We start from the raw sequence: 17,838 nt of genomic DNA, 5'->3' as shown, positions 1-17,838 counted from the left end.
TATCATGATTCCTTATTTTATTTGATATAAAATACACCTCCCATTTTGGAAAGTCATCCCAAAATAGGAGGTGTTATCAATTTATCTTACCAAGCAAATAAACCTACGAATGCAGCTGTTAATAATGAAACTAAAATACCTGCTAATAACATCATAGGAACATATTTTGATACAAAATCTGACGTTTTCTTGTCTACGATACCTTTTAACGTACCGATAATCATACCAATTGTGGAGAAGTTAGCAAATGAAACTAAAAATGTTGAAATGACTGCTTTATGATGTGGTGAAAGTGTGTTAATCGTTTTAGACACTTCACCCATAACTACAAATTCGTTTGTAACGATTTTTTTCGCCATTTGTTGTGCAACTAACCAAGCTTCATCAAAAGGAAGTCCAAGTAATAATGCAAATGGATACATAAATACACCTAGAATTTGGTTTAAACCAAAGCTACCTTTTAATCCCATTAAATGACCAATACCACCAGTAATTAAATTAATAAGACGATCGGCTAAATCAGCTAATGCTACGAAACTAATGACAAAAGCAATGATAATTAATACTAACTTTCCTGCTGCTAATACAGAATCACCTAGGAAAGAAAAGAAAGGTTGTTTTTCAATTTCATCATTTTTAATACTGTAAATAATATCTTCTTTTTCATCCACAGTAACTGGATTAAGAATTGATGCAACGATAATTGCATTCACAATGTTTAAAGGAATAGCAGTCAATACTAATTCACCAGGAATCATTTGAACATATGCACCAACAATCGCACCTGAGACTGAACTCATTGACATCATAGCTACAGTTAAGACACGCACTTCACTCATACGTTTCAATTGTTCATTAGACACAGCTAATGCTTCAGTATTACCTAAAAACATCATCTCAATTCCAAAGAATGATTCGAATTTAGGTTGACGCGTAATTTTAGCGAGTAACCAACCAATTGCACCGATTAATTTTGGAAGGATATTAAAATACATTAATATATCGAACAGCGGTACAATTAAAAGAATCGGGAATAAAGCACTTACTGCCATATCCATTTGTTTATTAGAAACAAAACTATTAAATGCAAATCCTGTGCCTTCATTGGCTGATTGTATAACCCAGGAAATTCCATTTGCTGCTGCTTTAATTCCAGTTTTCCCCCATGGGAAGTATATAAAGAACCAAGCTAGGAATAAGTTCAATACGACTAAAATAATAATTGATTTCCATTGTATATTTTTTCGTGATCTTGAAAATAATACTGCTATACCAAGGAAAACAATTAACCCAATGATATTAATCAATAAAAACATCTGACACCCACCTATTTATTTAATTTTCCAAAAAACGTTTTTTGCTAAAGTAACAACTTATTAAATATGTATAACTCTATGACAAAGTGAATTGTCACTCCCAAAACAGAGTATAGATTATTGAATTTATTATACCATTTGTAAAATTGACTTAAAATAAGTATTTTCATTATCAACTTGAATTTTATTAACACATCGTGACATATTATTTGTAGGAATAAGAACTGAAGTTTCCAATAGTAGTGTAAGTTGAGTCATATAAAAATTTTTATACATACGGAATTTCTTTAATTTAGTTTAATGATGTTTATTAAATTACACGAAAGGTCCTTATTTTTTCAAGGTGTTTTTCAATGTATAAATACGTAGTATATATGGCGAGACTCTTGAGGGAACAGGACAAGCTGAAGACTACAGGCTGAAGCTGTCCCCTATGAAAGCGAGCCGATAATACGAAGTATTATAAATAAAGAAGCCAGTAAATGAGTTTTTTGGATAAACTCATTTACTGGCTATTTTTCTAGGATTTATGTCCCAGCCTCATTAATCTTAATCAGCAAGCTTCTGAGATGTGACAAAGTGTTTATATTTTTCATGTGATGTCATTAATTCACTATGTGTACCTTTACCTGTCACTTGACCTTTATCAATAAAGATAATTTGGCCCGCTTTTTTAATTGTAGAAAGTCTATGTGCAATAACAATTGTTGTACGACCTTCCATCAATGTTTCTAAAGCTTCTTGAATTTTCAACTCGCTCTCACTATCTAAATTAGCTGTAGCCTCATCAAGCAAGAGAATATCTGGATTTTTAACAAAACTACGTGCAATATCAATACGTTGTCTTTGACCACCAGATAGCTTAAGTCCTCGTTCACCAACCAACGTATCATATCCTTCATCAAACTGCATAATAAATTCATGACAGTTCGCTAATTTGGCGTATTTTGTAAGTTCCTCATCAGTTACAGTGCGATTCACACCATATAAAATATTGTCTCTTATAGTACCACTCATCATAGAATTAGATTGCATAACATAACCAATTTTTGTACGCCATTTAGATAATGGAATATCAAAAATACTAGTTCCATTATAAGTAATGTCACCACTTTCTATGTCATACATGCGTTCAATTAAATTAAAAATGGTACTCTTACCAGAACCTGAAGGCCCTACAAATGCACTTACCTGCCCTTGAGGAATATTAAATGAAACGTTGTCTAAGATAGGTTTTACATCATATTTGAAATTGACATTATCAAACGAAATTTCGCCATCATGGATTTCAATATCTTTTGATTCTTCTAGAGCTTCAGTTGGTTCGATAGGTTCTTGCATAATTTCATAAATACGATGACTTGCTCCGACAGCTTTTTTATAATCTGTAATTAATGTTGATAGATTGATTAGAGGCATAGATAATTGTATTACGTAAAAAATCATCGCAATTAAAGTTCCGGCAGTAATAGCGCCTGTCGCGATTTCTAATGCACCAAAGCCAAGAATAATAGCGATTGTTAACAACATCACTACACCAGAAATAGGTTGTACAACAGCAGAAATTTTAGCTTGTTTTAAACCTAATCGATAAATTTCATTTAAATTAGTATGAGCGTTGTCTAATTCGAGCCTTTCCGTATTAGACACTTTAACTAATCTCATTTCAGTTAATACACGACCAAGTAAACCACTAAAGTTAGCAATTTCAGTTTGATTATTAGTTGAAATTCTCTGCATTACTTTACCTAAAGGAATCATAATAAGTACAAAAATCGGAATTGTAATAAATGTTAATAACGTCATTTTCCAATCCATGATAAATAACATAACCAATGATCCTAATAAAGTTAATACAGAAGGTAATAAATTAGGTAGCTTTTGAGATATAAATTCATTTATCACCTTTGTGTCGTCTGTTAAACGACTCATCAGTTGACCACTTTCGTTCTTATCAAAAAATGGCATTTTTAATTGAATGATATGTTCCCATAATAATGAACGGATATCATAAATCATCTTTTCACCAATTTTACTTAGTAAATATAATCCTACACCACTTAAAATAGCGTTAAGTAAGAAAATACCACCAAAAATGGCTACGAGATTCCAGTTCATAGTGCTTACTGAGAATTTATCTACTAATCTCCCAGTAAATAGAGGAACTAATAATCCGCTCAAACTTCCTAATGAAGTAATAATAACTGCCGCTATGATTAACCCAATTGGCCAAGTGAGCCGTTTAAATAAAAAGAATAAAGGGTTAGTTTGTTTCATAATAATACCTCTTCTATTAAAATTCATATTTCAAATTTTGCTCAATCTTACTAAAACATTCTGACATCCCAAATAATCAGTCTTTATCAATTATAATCAAATATCAAAAATTTTAAATCATACATATACCTCTTAAATAATGTGTATGATAAAATATGTTAGTCGAAAATAACAGATAAAGGAAAGAAATCATGAAAAAAATCTTTATACTCATTATAACTATGTTCTTCGCAATACACATTATAACACCTTTTGCTAATGCAGAGAATAATGATATTACTCCAGTTCAAGCTGCAAACGAAGGTGGATACAATGTAACCGAAGTATATCAACCTGAAAGTGCTATTAATGTTAGTCAAAATGGACAAATTTTATATGAATATAATAAAGACAAAAAATGGTATCCCGCTTCTATGACTAAATTGATGACGATGTATCTCACTTTAGAAGCGGTAAAAGATAAAAAACTATCACTAAATGATGAAGTAAAAATGACTAATCGCGAATATCAAATGTCTACACTTCCAGAATTAAGTAATACCAAACTTTATCCAGGTCAGAAATGGACTATTGCAGATTTACTTCAAATTACTGTATCCAATTCAAGTAATGCGGCTGCTTTAATTTTAGGTGAACAAGTATCAGGAAATGTAAATGATTTTACTGATTTAATGAATAAAAAAGCCAAAGAACTTGGAATGAATGACACCCATTATGTTAATCCAACAGGAGCTGAGAATTCACGTTTAAAAAGTTTTGCACCTTCCAAATATAAAGATACTGAGAATAATACAACAACTGCTCGTGATTATGCTATTTTAGATCAACATGTTATTAAAGATACACCTAAAATATTACATTTCACAAAACAACTATCACCAACGACACACGGTGTGACGTACTATACATTTAATCATTCATTAGATGGTGCTGATATGAGCTTACCAGGAACAGATGGTTTAAAAACGGGTTCAAGTGATACAGCAGATTACAACCATACAATTACTACCAATCGCCATGGTTTTAGAATTAATCAAGTCATTTTAGGTGCTGGGGACTATAAACATGTAGGCGGAGAAAAACAACGAAATATGATGGGTAACGCACTTATGGAGCGTTCATATAATCAATACAAATATGAAAAAATATTATCAAAAGGAAAACAAAAAATTAACGGTAAAACATATTATGTAGAAAAAGATCTTTATGATGTATTACCAAAAGACTTTTCTAAAAAAGATTATAAATTAGTAATCAAAAATGGAAAAGTACATGCTGACTATGACCGTCAATTCATAACAAAACAAGATGGTCCACCTTCAGTATCAGTGCATAAACCGATTGTACACGAAGCGACAACAGTTGCTAAAAGTACATGGAAGACACACCCTATCATTGCAATACTTTTTGGTTTAGGTATAGTTATTGTCCTAGCCATCGTAATTCACCTTATTCTTCAAGCTATTCGTAAAAAATAAAAAGAAGGACGACGTCTTGGCTAAATGCCATGACAATCGTCCTTTTTATTATATAGGAAATTATTTAGCGTCTTTTCCATATAATTCTTGTTTGATTTTTGTTGTAGAAATACCTTCTGTACGGTTAAGATAAATCACTTCACATTTATCTTTTAAGAAATCAAATTCACCTTCCCAATCGTGTCCCATAACGAAAACATCGACATCGAAACGTTCAACATCAATTTCTTTTTGACCCCAACCATCTTCTGGTATAACTAGGTCTACATAACGGATTGATTCTAACATCATTTTACGTTGGTTATAGTCATAATATGATTTTTTATTTTTCACTTGGTTGAATTCATCAGTAGATAAAGCCACGATAAGATAATCTCCCATTTCACGTGCTCTTCTTAATAATTCAATGTGTCCATAATGTAATAAATCATATGTACCATAAGTAATTACTCGTTTCATGATACGTGATTCTCCTTAACTAAATATTTAATGAAAATTTATATTCTTAATGTAGCATAAATTATTAACGCTTACCATTAATTAAACAAAAAGTAATTCTTTATTTAAAAATTAAATAATCTTTTCTTATGATTTATTTAGTATTTGTTTTAATTTTTGTTTACTTGAAAATGCTGATTTTTTTGGAAATATTTGAGCCAAAAATCGAATATATCCGGGTCTACCAATTCCCACCTCTAATAAAGCACGTCTCCATTGATGATATAGAGGCTTAGTCCAATGTGTCGCACCTTGTTCTATCGCTTCTACTATTCTAAACATGGCATCTCCAGAATAATGTGTCTCTTGCATCAATTTAATATACTGCGTCACACTTTCGATAAATGATGATGTAATAGCGCTATTTTTTAATAAATGCGCTTGAATTAAATAACTTACGATTAAATTATCCATTCGATAACTATAGTATGTTTTCTCATTCATTAGTAATAACAATTCCATTACACGTTGACGTACTTTCATTGCATCTTCCATATAAGGTAAAAATGTATCTGCACGACGATCTGTAACTGAACCTTCTCGCTCATTATAACCATATGCAATAATAGACATGAGATTAATATCACGTGCTTTTGAATATGCTCTCACCATAAAAGTATGTTCTTCGCAAAATACAACATCTTCATCAAATCTTAGTGAAGCAAAGCGAGCACTGAATAGTTTCCCGCCTGGTCCAATCGATTGTAGAATTTCAGGATTACGTTCTAATGTAACCACTTCATCTCTTTTAATTTCCTCATGTGTTGGAAATACTTTCCATTCACCATGAACATCTCGTCCAATTTGACCAATTACTATATCCGTTTCACTGTGATTCTCAAATGTTTTTATCATGACATCAATACGACTCGGTAAATACTCATCATCCGCATCTAAAAACATAAATGCATCTGTATCATTATCCATTGCTTCTAAGCCTATGTTACGACTTCTAGCAGCACCTTGATTATCTTGATGTATTACCTTAATATTTGGATATTCCTTTTGCAATTCAGTTAATACTTGTTTTGTGTTATCTGTAGAGCCATCATTGACACAAATAATTTCAAATTCAGCTTCTGTATCAATAGAGGTAATAGCCCTTCTAATTGTATCCTGTCCATTATATACAGGTATAATAATAGCTAATTTCATTCTTTCACCAACTTATCTATATAATTTATAACTTGATTCAATGTTTCTTTAGTATTATATTTATGCCAATTTTTAAATAACGGCTTTAATTGATTATCTTGTTGTTGAATTTTAGTAATTAATTCTTCCTCTGTTGCCACTTTATATTCATTAGGAATATCATAATAAAATTGATTAAGCCCTCTAACACGTTCATATTCTGTTTCGTCATAGACGTAAAATAGTGTTGGTTTATTAAGTAAACTTGCTTCTATCGGAATAGAGCTATAATCACTAATAATAATATCAGCCATAATAAGCAATGATGTAGTATCAATGTCTTGTGTTGTTCCATGGTTAGAAATTGATGGATGTAAATGACTTATTAATGTATATTCAGGCAATTGACTATTGAAATGTTCCTTATTAATTTGGCGATTTTCTTGATGATTTTCTCTATAAGTCGGCAAGTATACTGCTAATTTACCTTGAATACCATACTGATCTTTCAATCTTTTTTGAGCTTTGTTTATATCTGTTTTTAAATATTTATATAATCTTGGAAGACCAAAACGTAACATCTGAGAAGGTTGCGCATCAAATGATTCATTAAAACAATGCCCCATTTCATCGGCACCAATCAAATAATAATCTGTTGCATTATACACACGTTTATATTGGTTTACTACACTAGGATTATTTAAATCAACTTGATGATCGGTTAATCCAAAATCTTTTAATGCTCCAGAAGCATGCCAAGTCTGAATCACTGTTTGATTTTGCTTTTTATGGTAGGCGCCCATCATTAAATAATACGTATCAATTAGAATCACTTTTGCTGTACTTAAAGCCTTAATGTGTGCAATAACATTCTTATTACCTGCCTTGATATATGTGACATTAGGTAAATCTTGAATATGGTGACGGTGCTTATCAGTAGTAATCACTGTTAAACGATAACCTTTAGCACATAATCTCTCTATAATCGGCAACATATCATTAGGAAAAGTCATCATTACAACTATGCTTTTCTGTTTAACCTTGAATCCTCTAAACAGCAAATTAAATATAGCAATAACGCACATATATATTTTTTTAATTAAAACTCTCATCTTTTCACCGTCTTTATACTGATTTATTGTTATTTATAAATTATAAACGATTCCTACTTTGATAGAAAATAATTATCCTTTCTTTACATTTAACATAAAAAAACAGACCAACCTTTAAAGTCAGTCTGCTTTATTCTTCAAATTACGATATTCCCTTATAAGAAATCTGCAAAGTGATCTCTATATTTCTTATGAAGGATAGAACCTAAAACAAAGAATACCAAAATAACCACGACGTTATATAGTGCCATTTTCCAATGATCAATGAAGTACCATTGGTGGAATAAAATAGCTGCACGATATGATTCAGCGATAAAATACACTGGATTGAACATCATAATTTTATGAACAATACCACTCACACCGTGATCTTTAGGTATCCATAAAATTGGAGACATATAAAATAGTATTCTCATTAATGCTTGCATAGCCATTTGAGTATCTCTAACTAAAATACCTAACGTTGATGTAAATAATGCAACAGAAGCAGTTAATAAAAACGCAAATGGTACATAAAGGAATAACTGAATAATATGAATAGATGGGTAAATACCTCTAAATATACACGCTATAATAATGATTAAAAGCAAGCCAATATGTCCATAGAATCTACTCGTTACTATATAAGTAGGAATGATAGACATAGGAAAATTCATCTTAGCGACTTGATTAAATTTTTGTGATATAGATTTGGTACCCTCGAGTACACCTTGGTTAATAAAGAACCACATACTAATACCTACAAGTAACCAAAATACAAATGGTATACCATGTACAGGTGAATTACTTCTAATTCCCAATCCGAAAACTAACCAATACACCATTATTTGTAAGGCTGGGTTTAAAAGTTCCCAAGCAATCCCTAAATAGTTACTATGGTTAGATATTTTAATTTGGAATTGAGCAAGTCTTTGGATTAAATAAAAGTTTTTGATGTGTTCTTTAAATACAGTTACAACTGCTGACATTGAATTAAACCACACTTTCAAACATTTAATATATTTATATACAATTGATAAATGAGATAAAATGAATCAGACAATTCTTAAAGTAATCTCAAATTAAAAGAATGCTTATACTAATTAACATAAAATATGTAAAGTACGCGCTTAAGAATTAATGATGTTATATCTCAAACTCATTGTTTTTAATATGGAATTTTGTTTTATTCGAATGAAGCATTATAAACAAATTTATTTCAGTGTAAGAAATTAGTTTATTATATCTTCATCTTATTATACAATCATTTAAGTTATAAAACACAATTAAGCATTTTACAAGATTATTGTTTGATGTATATTAAGTCATTTTATTATAAGACATAACTCCTATAGACATTTACAAAATATTAAACAAAATCTTCTGTTCACTTTACACTAGGTTAATAAATTTAACAACTGATGTGTTGTATATTATAATCTATATAAATGCAATTAAGGAAGGACTAATTATGAGCGTATCGGTAAATATAGAACATGTAACTAAAGAATATCGTATATATAGAAATAATAAAGACCGTATTAAAGATTCACTAATACCGAAAAATAAAAACAAAACATTTTTCGCACTAGATGATGTTTCTCTTCAAGCACATGAAGGTGATGTCATTGGTCTTGTTGGTATAAATGGTTCAGGAAAATCCACATTAAGTAACATGATTGGTGGTTCGTTATCTCCTACTTCTGGTAATATTGATCGTAAAGGTGATGTTAGCGTTATAGCTATCAACGCTGGTTTAAATGGTCAATTAACTGGTGTAGAAAATATTGAATTCAAAATGTTATGTATGGGGTTCAGACGTAAAGAAATTAAAGAATTAATGCCACAAGTTATTGATTTTAGTGAATTAGGTGAGTTTATTTATCAACCTGTTAAAAAATATTCTAGTGGTATGCGCGCTAAACTCGGGTTTTCAATCAACATCACTGTAAATCCTGATATTTTAGTAATCGACGAAGCATTATCTGTAGGTGATCAGACTTTCACACAGAAATGTTTAGATAAAATTTATGAATTTAAAGAAGCTAATAAAACTATATTCTTTGTTAGTCACAACATACGCCAAGTTAAAGAATTTTGTACAAAAATCGCGTGGATTGAAGGCGGCAAACTTAAAGAATTTGGTGAATTAGATGATGTTTTACCACAATATGAAAAATTCCTAAAAGAATTCAAGAAAAAATCAAAAGATGATCAAAAAGCATTTAGAAGAGACTTAGACGCTTCTCGATTTGTCGTAAAATAATTTACCCATTAGATTTATATCGCTATTTTTAAAGGCAACCAATGAGTGTTCGAACTAACACATTGGTTGCCTTTATTGTATTTCATATATCAAGTAATTTTTAATGTTTTCTCTTTTGTTTAGCAATTTTTATCATGAATTTGGGAATACTTTTTAATCTGCCAAGACGTTTCCAATCAATTAATAAACGATATATCCATTCAATATTGAATTTTCTAAAGAATTTAGGCGCACGCTTTTTAGCTCCACTAAATACTTCAAAAGAACCGCCTACTCCCATCATAACAGTGTGTTGGAATTGTTTGCTATGTCGGGCAATCCATTTTTCTTGTTTTGGATACCCCATACCCACAAAAATATAATCAGGATCAAAAGTATCTATCCTTTTAATAACTGTTTCATCTTTTAAATTAATATAACCATGATGATGCGCAAAAGTTACTCTTGGATATTTAGCCTTTAATTGTTGTTCTGCTTTTTCAATAATTTCATTTTTCGAACCTAAGATAAATACTTTTTGTTGATTTGCATTGGCTATTTTTAAACATTCTTCTAATAACTCTATTCCTGGAATTCTGTGCGGTAATGGTTGCTTTAATCGATGAGATGCTTTTACTATACCTGTACCATCAGCTATAACATAGTCCGCACTATTAATAAGCTGTTGATAATCTTGGTGTTCTGATGCATAGTCTACAATTTCAGGATTTGCAGTAACTATAAACAAATTATGAGATGTTGGTGTTGTGAAAAATGTTTTAATATTTTCAACCATTTCTGACATTGTTACATGGTCAAAATATACACCTAAGATATTAACCTTTTTACTATTCTGCTGACCCTTAAATGTCATAAAAGAAATCTCCTATCCTACTTGGTCAATAACCCTATATAATGTTGCCAAGTATTATCCTATATATCAAAATTGTTTTAATTCTAACTAAAATGTACGATTATTTTAACACATCCCTCAACATTCTAGAAAATTTTATTTAAACACCTATATATTCTTCTAATTTAAGTCTTAAGTCTAAAAGCCAATTTCTAAACAATAGATTATAATGAATATTAAAGTATCAAATACTTATAGATTTACTCAAACAAGTTATTATCTATAAATGGAGCGTTAATATGTCAAAAATCGAATCATTTTTAACTACACACATTCAATTAAATATATTTATCATTTTTATTATTAGTATTATCTATATCATCGTCCACCAAAATCGTTACAAACACTACTATCGTTATTTTGCTATTGTACTTAATTACATTCCTGTACTCACACACGAATTTGGTCATGTACTCTTCAATAAACTCTCTGGTGGTCGTGCTAAAGATTTAGTTATCGTTACGCTTCCTTCTGAAAGAGAAACGACATTACAACAAGGATACGCTATTACGCAATCGAAAGGTTATTTAGGACAATGGATTACCACTTTAGGCGGTTATATTATGCCCCCGTTAATGTTATGGTTAGGTGTTTTAACTGCATATTATAATCATCCTAGCTTTTTTATTATGTTTTATTTAGCTATATTTATTTATTTCCTAATTCTAACTTCTCGTAAGCTGTCACCTATTCTTATTATTATAGTCATGTCACTATTATTATATATACTTTTCCAATACGATGATTTAATGATTACTCACCAAATAGTGGTTTATAGTTATCACTTTATTTTAGGAGTACTGTTAGGTGAAGTACTACAATCATCGTGGACTATTTTTAAATTAACATTCCAAAAACCTAAACCTAGTTGGGATGGCAGTACACTAACACAAATCAGTAAAATCCCAACAGTATTTTATAGTCTAGTTTGGATTTTTATTAATTTATATGCCGTTTATTTATTAATCAAATTATCATTTTTCTAAAAATAAAATACAAATATTAGCAACATCACTATATAAAAAAACTTGAGTCTTACTTTTACATCTAATTTTCAGTGTATAACACCAAAATAATGTACTAGACTCAAGTTTTTTATATTATTTTTCAGCAAAAATATTCATTGCATTTTCGTAACTTAAAATAGTTATAACTTCATTTCGTTTAATAATAATCACTTTATTCGTATCATCTTTCGAAACGACTTCAACTTCATTTCCAATAGAAATATCTTTACTTGAAAGGTATACCAACAATTCAGTTTTATCTCTGACACGCTTAATAGTTAACATATCACCTGGCTGAAATTCGAGTATTGTCTTCGTGTATTTCTCTTTATAATGGTGATCTCTAGGTATAACACCACCATGCGGGCAAGTCTCAGGGTAGTCTAAAATTTTGTCTAAACGTTCTACGAATAAATCTGAGATTCTATGTTCAAGAATTTCTGCTTCTTGATGCACTTCTTCCCAATTGTATTTTAAAATCTCTATCAAAAATAACTCGAGTAATCGATGTCTTTTAATAATATCTAAAGTGAGATTTAACCCTTCTTCTGTTAATTTAACACCCTTATATGGTTTCGTTTCTACATAACCAGATTTTTCTAGTCTACTTACCATTTCACTTACTGAAGGTGGCTTTATATTTAAAAATTGAGATAATTTTTTATTTGATACGAAAGATACATCGCCGTCATTCGTCAATATAGCTTTGAGATAATCCTCTTTTTCTTCAGTTAACATCATTTCACCTCACATATATTCACTTTATTGTATCACGAATCTACTTGACATGTTAAAACTTCTCAGTTTATTATAAAATAAATTAGGTTAACCTAAACTTTTAATTAGGAGGTGTTAATATTTGCTAGAAGTTAAGAATTTAAATCTATTTCTAGGTAATAAACATGTTTTAAAAGACATCAATTTTAAAATTCCTATCATCGGAGAAATTATAGGAATTATGGGACCTAATGGCGCAGGTAAATCTTCTATGCTCAAATCATTAACAGGAGATTTTCATGCATCTGGTACTCAGTTATTATATGAACGTCCAATACATAACCAATTGAAACGTATGACTTACATACCTCAAAAATCAAATATCGACTTAGATTTCCCCATTAATGTTGAAAAAGTTATCTTATCCGGATGCTATGGAGAGATAGGTTGGTTTAATCGACCGAGACATGATACTAAAGTTCAACTCAAACATTTATTAGAGGATTTAGATTTAACGTCATTAAGACATAAACAAATTTCAGCATTAAGTGGTGGACAACTTCAGCGAGTAATAGTCGCAAGAGCACTTATGTCTAAAAGTATGCTTTATTTATTCGATGAGCCTTTTATTGGAATAGATTTTAAAAGTGAACGTTTAATTATAAATAAAATTAGACAACTTAAAGCTCAAGGTAAATTAATTCTTATCGTACACCATGATTTATCTAAAGCATCACATTATTTTGATCGAATCATGTTACTTAACCAAACATTAAAATACTTTGGTAGTACTGAGGATGCACTCAATAATGACACCCTTTTAAATGATACATTTTTGTCACAATCACCTCGTCAAAGTTTAGAACGAAAGGAAGTGACCCAGTCGTGAATGACTTTTTAGCTCATATATTAAATTATCAATTTTTAAATAGGGCTTTAATTACATCGATGATTGTTGGCGTAGTATGTGGCACTGTCGGGAGCCTTATTGTTTTAAGAGGTTTGTCATTAATGGGTGATGCAATGAGCCATGCAGTATTACCTGGGGTGGCATTATCTTTCCTTTTTGGAATACCTATGTTTATTGGCGCATTAGTGACAGGAATGGTTGCCAGTATTTTAATTGGTTTTATTACTTCTAAAAGTAAGACCAAACCTGATGCAGCAATTGGTATAAGTTTCACCGCATTTCTCGCATTAGGTGTTATATTAATTAGTTTAATTAACAGTACAACAGATTTGTATCATATTTTATTTGGTAATTTACTAGCAATAACACATACAACATTCTGGACAACGATTATCATTGGTCTATTTGTTTTATGTCTTATTGTAATATTTTATCGACCTTTAATGATTTCTACTTTCGATAATACCTTTAGTAGAATGAATGGCTTAAATACGACAGCTATACATTATTTTGTCATGTTGTTACTTGCTCTAGTAACTGTTGCGAGTATACAAACAGTAGGCATTATTTTAGTAGTTGCGTTATTAGTAACACCCGCTTCAACTGCATTCTTAATATGTAAACATTTATATAGCATGATGGCAGTAGCAAGTTTTATAGGTGTTATTAGTTCAATTATTGGACTTTATTTCAGTTACATATACAACGTACCTAGTGGTGCAGCTATCGTTCTTTGTACTTTTGCTATTTATAACATCACCTTAGGTATTACAACACTTAAAAATAAACAGAAAAGAGGCGTTGTTTAAATGAAAAAATTAATACCTTTATTACTAGCATTCTTTATTATCTTAGCTGGATGTGGCCAGTCGCAAGATGACAAACAGGATGCCGATAATCATAAATTAAAAGTAGTTACAACAAATTCAATTTTATATGACATGGTTAAAAATGTTGGCGGAAAACATGTTGACGTCCATAGTATCGTACCTGTAGGACAAGATCCTCATGAATATGAAGTCAAACCTAAAGATATTAAAAAGCTAACCGATGCAGACGTTATATTTTATAATGGATTAAATTTAGAATCTGGAAATGGTTGGTTTAAAAAAGCATTAAATCAAGCTGGAAAATCTATCGACGACAAAAAAGTCATTGCTGTATCTAAAGATGTTAAACCGATTTACCTCAACGGTGAAGAAGGCAATAAAGATAAATTAGATCCACACGCTTGGTTAAGTATTGAAAATGGTATTAAATATGTTAAAACAATTCAAAATAGTTTAATCAAGCATGATAACACTAATCAACAATATTACAAAGATCAAGGCCATCAATATCTTTCTAAACTAGAAAAATTAAACAAAGACAGCAAAGATAAGTTTAATGACATCCCTAAAGAGCGACGTGCCATGATTACTAGTGAAGGTGCTTTCAAATATTTTGCAAAACAATATGATATTAAACCAGGATATATTTGGGAAATTAATACTGAAAAACAAGGTACTCCATCACAAATGAAACAAGCTATTCAATTTGTTAAAGATAACCATATTAAACACCTTTTAATAGAAACTAGTGTAGATAAAAAAGCAATGCAAAGCTTGTCTGAAGAAACACATAAAGATATTTATGGCGACGTATTTACTGATTCTATCGGTAAAAAAGGTTCAAAGGGTGATTCATATTACAAAATGATGAAATCAAATATAGATACGATTCATGGTAGTATGAAATAATATTTTAAATTCACTTGTTCAATATATACAACGACTTAATATAGTAGATGGCTGGGATAGAATGATTATGTTATTTAAATACCCAGCCACCCTATTAAGTCATATCTTGATAACTAATAGTCTCATATCGTGCGTGAATTTTATATTATCCTCCTAAAATATAAAATAGTTCTCTCACGCACGATATGGTGGTGTTAGTCTATCTCATCTCATTTATGTAGTGGGCTTAAACATTATTTAATCTCCCATGCGGTAAAGGTAATATTTCATCCCCCTTTACCAGTAGTTTTAATAAGACAGTTTATGTAAAATAGGTTCGTTTTTTCCCGAAAATTTTCAATCCTAGTATACTGACTGTCAATGTTATAAAGTCATCCCTAGTACACATAGGAAAAAAGCTCGTGAGGTTCATCCTCACGAGCTTCCCTATTTTTATAATGATTCTATGACATACTATCAACGATGACCATTTCATCGTAATTAATAGATTCTCTAAGTTTTAATGCAGTGCCTTCAGTAACTTCTTCGTCTTCTATTAATTCTCTAAGTATACGTCTTTGTTCACGCAATGCATTGAGTTTTATACGTGTTAACGTATTTTCGCTTGCAGAATTAAAGAAATTGTTTGGTGTTAAGTTATCTATACGCATTAAATAACCATCACAAATCATACCTACTTCTAATTTGTTATCATTAGTAGCTTCTTGTCCTAATCGTTTAACCACATTATAGTGAACCATCTTGTTAATTTTAACAAGTTCTAATAGGTTATCAGTAACACTTAATGAAGATGCTGAATTGATTGTTGTTTTCACACGACGTTTCAAAAGCATACCTCTAAATAATACAATGAGTCGACGTATTAATGAAGCTTGTCGATATACTTGTGTACGTTCAGCATAACGCATATAGTTTTCTAAAATACTATTAGTGATATCTCCGTCATCAACTAATTGTTCCAATGTTTTCGTTTCTACATTAAATGCAATTTTTTGAAGTCTTTCAAGTTCTTTAGAGTTTTCATCATCTTTCTCTACTGATTTTAAGAATGTTAATTTATCATGATATTCCTTAATCACGTTACCATATCGATAACTTGTTTCAAAAGTTGATCTTTGATTTAGGTAATCTATAACATGTTCTAAAATGTAAATTCTTGCCTCTTTGAAATTCATACTACCTACTTTTACTTCAGGCGCATTAGCAGTTACAAATGGTAATAATAGTTGAGCAGCAACTAAACTTATAATAACCATTCCTGAAGCAATAAATAACAAATCGTTACGATAAGAAAAATCTTGATGATTAGCTAAATAATACGGTAGTGTCAACGCAATGGCCAGTGAAATTGTTCCGTGAACACCACATAAAGTCATAATCAAAGCATATAAACTTCGCTTAGGTGGCTTTTCTGTTGTGTTATTGCCATCATCGTCTTGACTAATCATTTTTTGGAATGGACTGACTGATAAATAAAAATAAGGATATAATACATAAACCCATAAAAATCTAAACAGATAAACAGCCAATGCTACGAGAACAGTTATGACAATTAAAAAGATCAAATTGTGTGGTTCTGTTTTAATAATATTAATCACAACTTCAGGAACTAAAAATCCTAATATTGAAAATACAAAACCGTTTAAGACATATCCCAAAATATTCCATGTATGATTATAACTCATTTGTAATCTTGTACGCGTTTGTGCAATTCTATCACGTTCAAAGCCGTGAACTAAGCCTGCTAACACTGCGGCGATAATACCAGAAGCATGGAATAATTCTGCCACTAAATATGTAACGAATGGAGTTAATAATTGAATAAACGTAAACATATTAATGTTTTCTATTCCACGGCGCATTAACGTCAATCTAAAACGAACTAATGCCATTCCAATAAGCAATCCTACAATTGCACCGCCTATAGAAGCAACTAGAAATTGCTCAATAGATTCCATTATTGAGAACGTTCCAGTTACAAGTACTCCAACTGCAATTTTAAATGAAATGATACCGGCAGCATCATTTAATAATGACTCACCTTCTAATATCGTCATTGCACCTTTAGGTAACACTTTCCCATTTGTAATTGCTTGCACGGCAACTGCATCAGTAGGACATAAAATTGCTGCTATGGCAAAAGCTGCACCCGTTGGTAATTCTGGCCATATCCAATGAATGAAAAATCCTACGCCCACTACAGTAGTAATAACAAGACCTAACGCCATCATCATAACTGGTTTTATATATTTTCTTAAATGGACCCTTGAGACATTAACGCCTTCTACAAATAGTAGCGGAGCGATAAGTGCGACCATAAATAATTCCGAATCAAAATTAAACTCAACAGGAATTGGAGTGATAAATAATAGCATACCTAAAGCAATTTGAATGAATGCTAATGGTACTTTCGGCATAAATGTATGAACAAATGAACTAATAATAACAACGCCGACAAATATAAGTAATGTTTCAAATATTTCCAAACTTTCACCTCTTTAATAAATTATTTT

The 17,838-nt window shown here is 30.7% G+C and carries 15 protein-coding genes and 1 pseudogene; 6 read left to right on the top strand and 10 right to left on the bottom strand.

The features are described from left to right. Window positions 1-86: 86 nt before the first annotated feature. From GVY01_RS00955 to GVY01_RS00945, 3 genes and pseudogenes are all read right to left on the bottom strand, one after another. Window positions 87-1,316, bottom strand: a complete 1,230-nt coding sequence (locus tag GVY01_RS00955) for a NupC/NupG family nucleoside CNT transporter (protein WP_017637208.1) — start codon at window positions 1,314-1,316, stop codon at window positions 87-89. Between the two features lie 310 nt (window positions 1,317-1,626). Further along, a pseudogene (locus tag GVY01_RS12745) lies at window positions 1,627-1,821 on the bottom strand (hypothetical protein). 44 nt (window positions 1,822-1,865) lie between these two features. Next, a complete protein-coding gene (locus tag GVY01_RS00945) occupies window positions 1,866-3,593 on the bottom strand; it encodes an ABC transporter ATP-binding protein (protein ID WP_159333606.1) in 1,728 nt (575 codons plus the stop codon). A gap of 191 nt (window positions 3,594-3,784) precedes the next feature. Here GVY01_RS00945 and pbp4 point away from each other — a divergent pair, with 191 nt between their 5' ends. Further along, window positions 3,785-5,071 (top strand): penicillin-binding protein PBP4, encoded by a 1,287-nt coding sequence (pbp4, locus tag GVY01_RS00940; protein WP_017637206.1) that lies wholly within the window; start codon window positions 3,785-3,787, stop codon window positions 5,069-5,071. A gap of 60 nt (window positions 5,072-5,131) precedes the next feature. Here pbp4 and tagD read toward each other — a convergent pair whose 3' ends face one another. The 4 genes from tagD to GVY01_RS00920 form a co-directional block, all read right to left on the bottom strand. After that, the gene (gene tagD / locus GVY01_RS00935) at window positions 5,132-5,530 is read right to left on the bottom strand and encodes a glycerol-3-phosphate cytidylyltransferase (RefSeq protein WP_002451030.1); all 399 of its coding nucleotides are present in this window, start codon (window positions 5,528-5,530) and stop codon (window positions 5,132-5,134) included. A gap of 126 nt (window positions 5,531-5,656) precedes the next feature. Then, window positions 5,657-6,724 carry a glycosyltransferase family 2 protein gene (locus GVY01_RS00930; protein ID WP_017637205.1) on the bottom strand — a complete coding sequence of 356 codons (1,068 nt, stop codon included), beginning with the start codon at window positions 6,722-6,724 and terminating at the stop codon, window positions 5,657-5,659. After that, on the bottom strand, window positions 6,721-7,815 hold the full coding sequence (gene tarB / locus GVY01_RS00925) for a teichoic acid glycerol-phosphate primase TarB (RefSeq protein ID WP_026083478.1): 1,095 nt from the start codon (window positions 7,813-7,815) through the stop codon (window positions 6,721-6,723). The genes GVY01_RS00930 and tarB overlap by 4 nt, the downstream gene beginning before the upstream one ends. 155 nt (window positions 7,816-7,970) lie before the next feature. Then, window positions 7,971-8,783, bottom strand: a complete 813-nt coding sequence (locus GVY01_RS00920) for an ABC transporter permease (protein ID WP_017637203.1) — start codon at window positions 8,781-8,783, stop codon at window positions 7,971-7,973. 482 nt (window positions 8,784-9,265) lie between these two features. Between GVY01_RS00920 and tagH the strand changes: the two genes are divergently transcribed. Next, a complete protein-coding gene (gene tagH / locus GVY01_RS00915; protein ID WP_017637202.1) occupies window positions 9,266-10,060 on the top strand; it encodes a teichoic acids export ABC transporter ATP-binding subunit TagH in 795 nt (264 codons plus the stop codon). Between the two features lie 100 nt (window positions 10,061-10,160). Here the strand turns inward: tagH and tarA are convergent, their stop codons facing one another. Then, entirely contained in the window at window positions 10,161-10,913 is a 753-nt protein-coding gene (gene tarA / locus GVY01_RS00910; RefSeq protein ID WP_017637201.1) for an N-acetylglucosaminyldiphosphoundecaprenol N-acetyl-beta-D-mannosaminyltransferase TarA, read from the bottom strand. A 278-nt stretch (window positions 10,914-11,191) separates the two neighbouring features. Between tarA and GVY01_RS00905 the strand changes: the two genes are divergently transcribed. Then, on the top strand, window positions 11,192-11,938 hold the full coding sequence (locus GVY01_RS00905) for a M50 family metallopeptidase (RefSeq protein WP_017637200.1): 747 nt from the start codon (window positions 11,192-11,194) through the stop codon (window positions 11,936-11,938). 114 nt (window positions 11,939-12,052) lie between these two features. On the opposite strand, the gene GVY01_RS00900 is transcribed toward GVY01_RS00905, so the two are convergent. Then, window positions 12,053-12,697 (bottom strand): metal-dependent transcriptional regulator, encoded by a 645-nt coding sequence (locus GVY01_RS00900; protein ID WP_029056415.1) that lies wholly within the window; start codon window positions 12,695-12,697, stop codon window positions 12,053-12,055. Between the two features lie 121 nt (window positions 12,698-12,818). Here GVY01_RS00900 and GVY01_RS00895 point away from each other — a divergent pair, with 121 nt between their 5' ends. The 3 genes from GVY01_RS00895 to mntC are packed head-to-tail and all read left to right on the top strand — an operon-like array spanning window position 12,819 to window position 15,325. After that, window positions 12,819-13,565 (top strand): metal ABC transporter ATP-binding protein, encoded by a 747-nt coding sequence (locus GVY01_RS00895; RefSeq protein ID WP_017637198.1) that lies wholly within the window; start codon window positions 12,819-12,821, stop codon window positions 13,563-13,565. Continuing rightward, the gene (locus tag GVY01_RS00890; RefSeq protein ID WP_017637197.1) at window positions 13,562-14,395 is read left to right on the top strand and encodes a metal ABC transporter permease; all 834 of its coding nucleotides are present in this window, start codon (window positions 13,562-13,564) and stop codon (window positions 14,393-14,395) included. Before GVY01_RS00895 ends, GVY01_RS00890 begins: the two co-directional genes overlap by 4 nt. Beyond that, window positions 14,396-15,325 carry a manganese ABC transporter substrate-binding lipoprotein MntC gene (gene mntC / locus GVY01_RS00885; protein ID WP_017637196.1) on the top strand — a complete coding sequence of 310 codons (930 nt, stop codon included), beginning with the start codon at window positions 14,396-14,398 and terminating at the stop codon, window positions 15,323-15,325. Between the two features lie 443 nt (window positions 15,326-15,768). Here the strand turns inward: mntC and GVY01_RS00880 are convergent, their stop codons facing one another. Next, the gene (locus tag GVY01_RS00880) at window positions 15,769-17,811 is read right to left on the bottom strand and encodes a cation:proton antiporter (RefSeq protein ID WP_017637195.1); all 2,043 of its coding nucleotides are present in this window, start codon (window positions 17,809-17,811) and stop codon (window positions 15,769-15,771) included. Between the last annotated feature and the right edge of the window lie 27 nt (window positions 17,812-17,838).

It is taken from the genome of Staphylococcus sp. 8AQ (assembly GCF_902506595.1).
In the GTDB taxonomy this organism is placed as follows: Bacteria; Bacillota; Bacilli; order Staphylococcales; family Staphylococcaceae; genus Staphylococcus; species Staphylococcus pasteuri.
Note: the sequence above shows the minus strand (reverse complement) of the source record. Positions and strands in the feature narration are given on the sequence as shown.

Bases quoted from the DNA above. Each gene is read 5' to 3' on its own strand.
- GVY01_RS00900 (WP_029056415.1), bottom strand. From the start codon at position 12,697: ATGTTAACTGAAGAAAAAGAGGATTATCTCAAAGCTATATTGACGAAT.
- tarA (WP_017637201.1), bottom strand. From the start codon at position 10,913: ATGACATTTAAGGGTCAGCAGAATAGTAAAAAGGTTAATATCTTAGGT.
- GVY01_RS00945 (WP_159333606.1), bottom strand. From the start codon at position 3,593: ATGAAACAAACTAACCCTTTATTCTTTTTATTTAAACGGCTCACTTGG.
- pbp4 (WP_017637206.1), top strand. From the start codon at position 3,785: ATGAAAAAAATCTTTATACTCATTATAACTATGTTCTTCGCAATACAC.
- GVY01_RS00930 (WP_017637205.1), bottom strand. From the start codon at position 6,724: ATGAAATTAGCTATTATTATACCTGTATATAATGGACAGGATACAATT.
- GVY01_RS00905 (WP_017637200.1), top strand. From the start codon at position 11,192: ATGTCAAAAATCGAATCATTTTTAACTACACACATTCAATTAAATATA.
- GVY01_RS00920 (WP_017637203.1), bottom strand. From the start codon at position 8,783: ATGTCAGCAGTTGTAACTGTATTTAAAGAACACATCAAAAACTTTTAT.
- GVY01_RS00955 (WP_017637208.1), bottom strand. From the start codon at position 1,316: ATGTTTTTATTGATTAATATCATTGGGTTAATTGTTTTCCTTGGTATA.
- tagH (WP_017637202.1), top strand. From the start codon at position 9,266: ATGAGCGTATCGGTAAATATAGAACATGTAACTAAAGAATATCGTATA.
- tarB (WP_026083478.1), bottom strand. From the start codon at position 7,815: ATGAGAGTTTTAATTAAAAAAATATATATGTGCGTTATTGCTATATTT.
- mntC (WP_017637196.1), top strand. From the start codon at position 14,396: ATGAAAAAATTAATACCTTTATTACTAGCATTCTTTATTATCTTAGCT.
- tagD (WP_002451030.1), bottom strand. From the start codon at position 5,530: ATGAAACGAGTAATTACTTATGGTACATATGATTTATTACATTATGGA.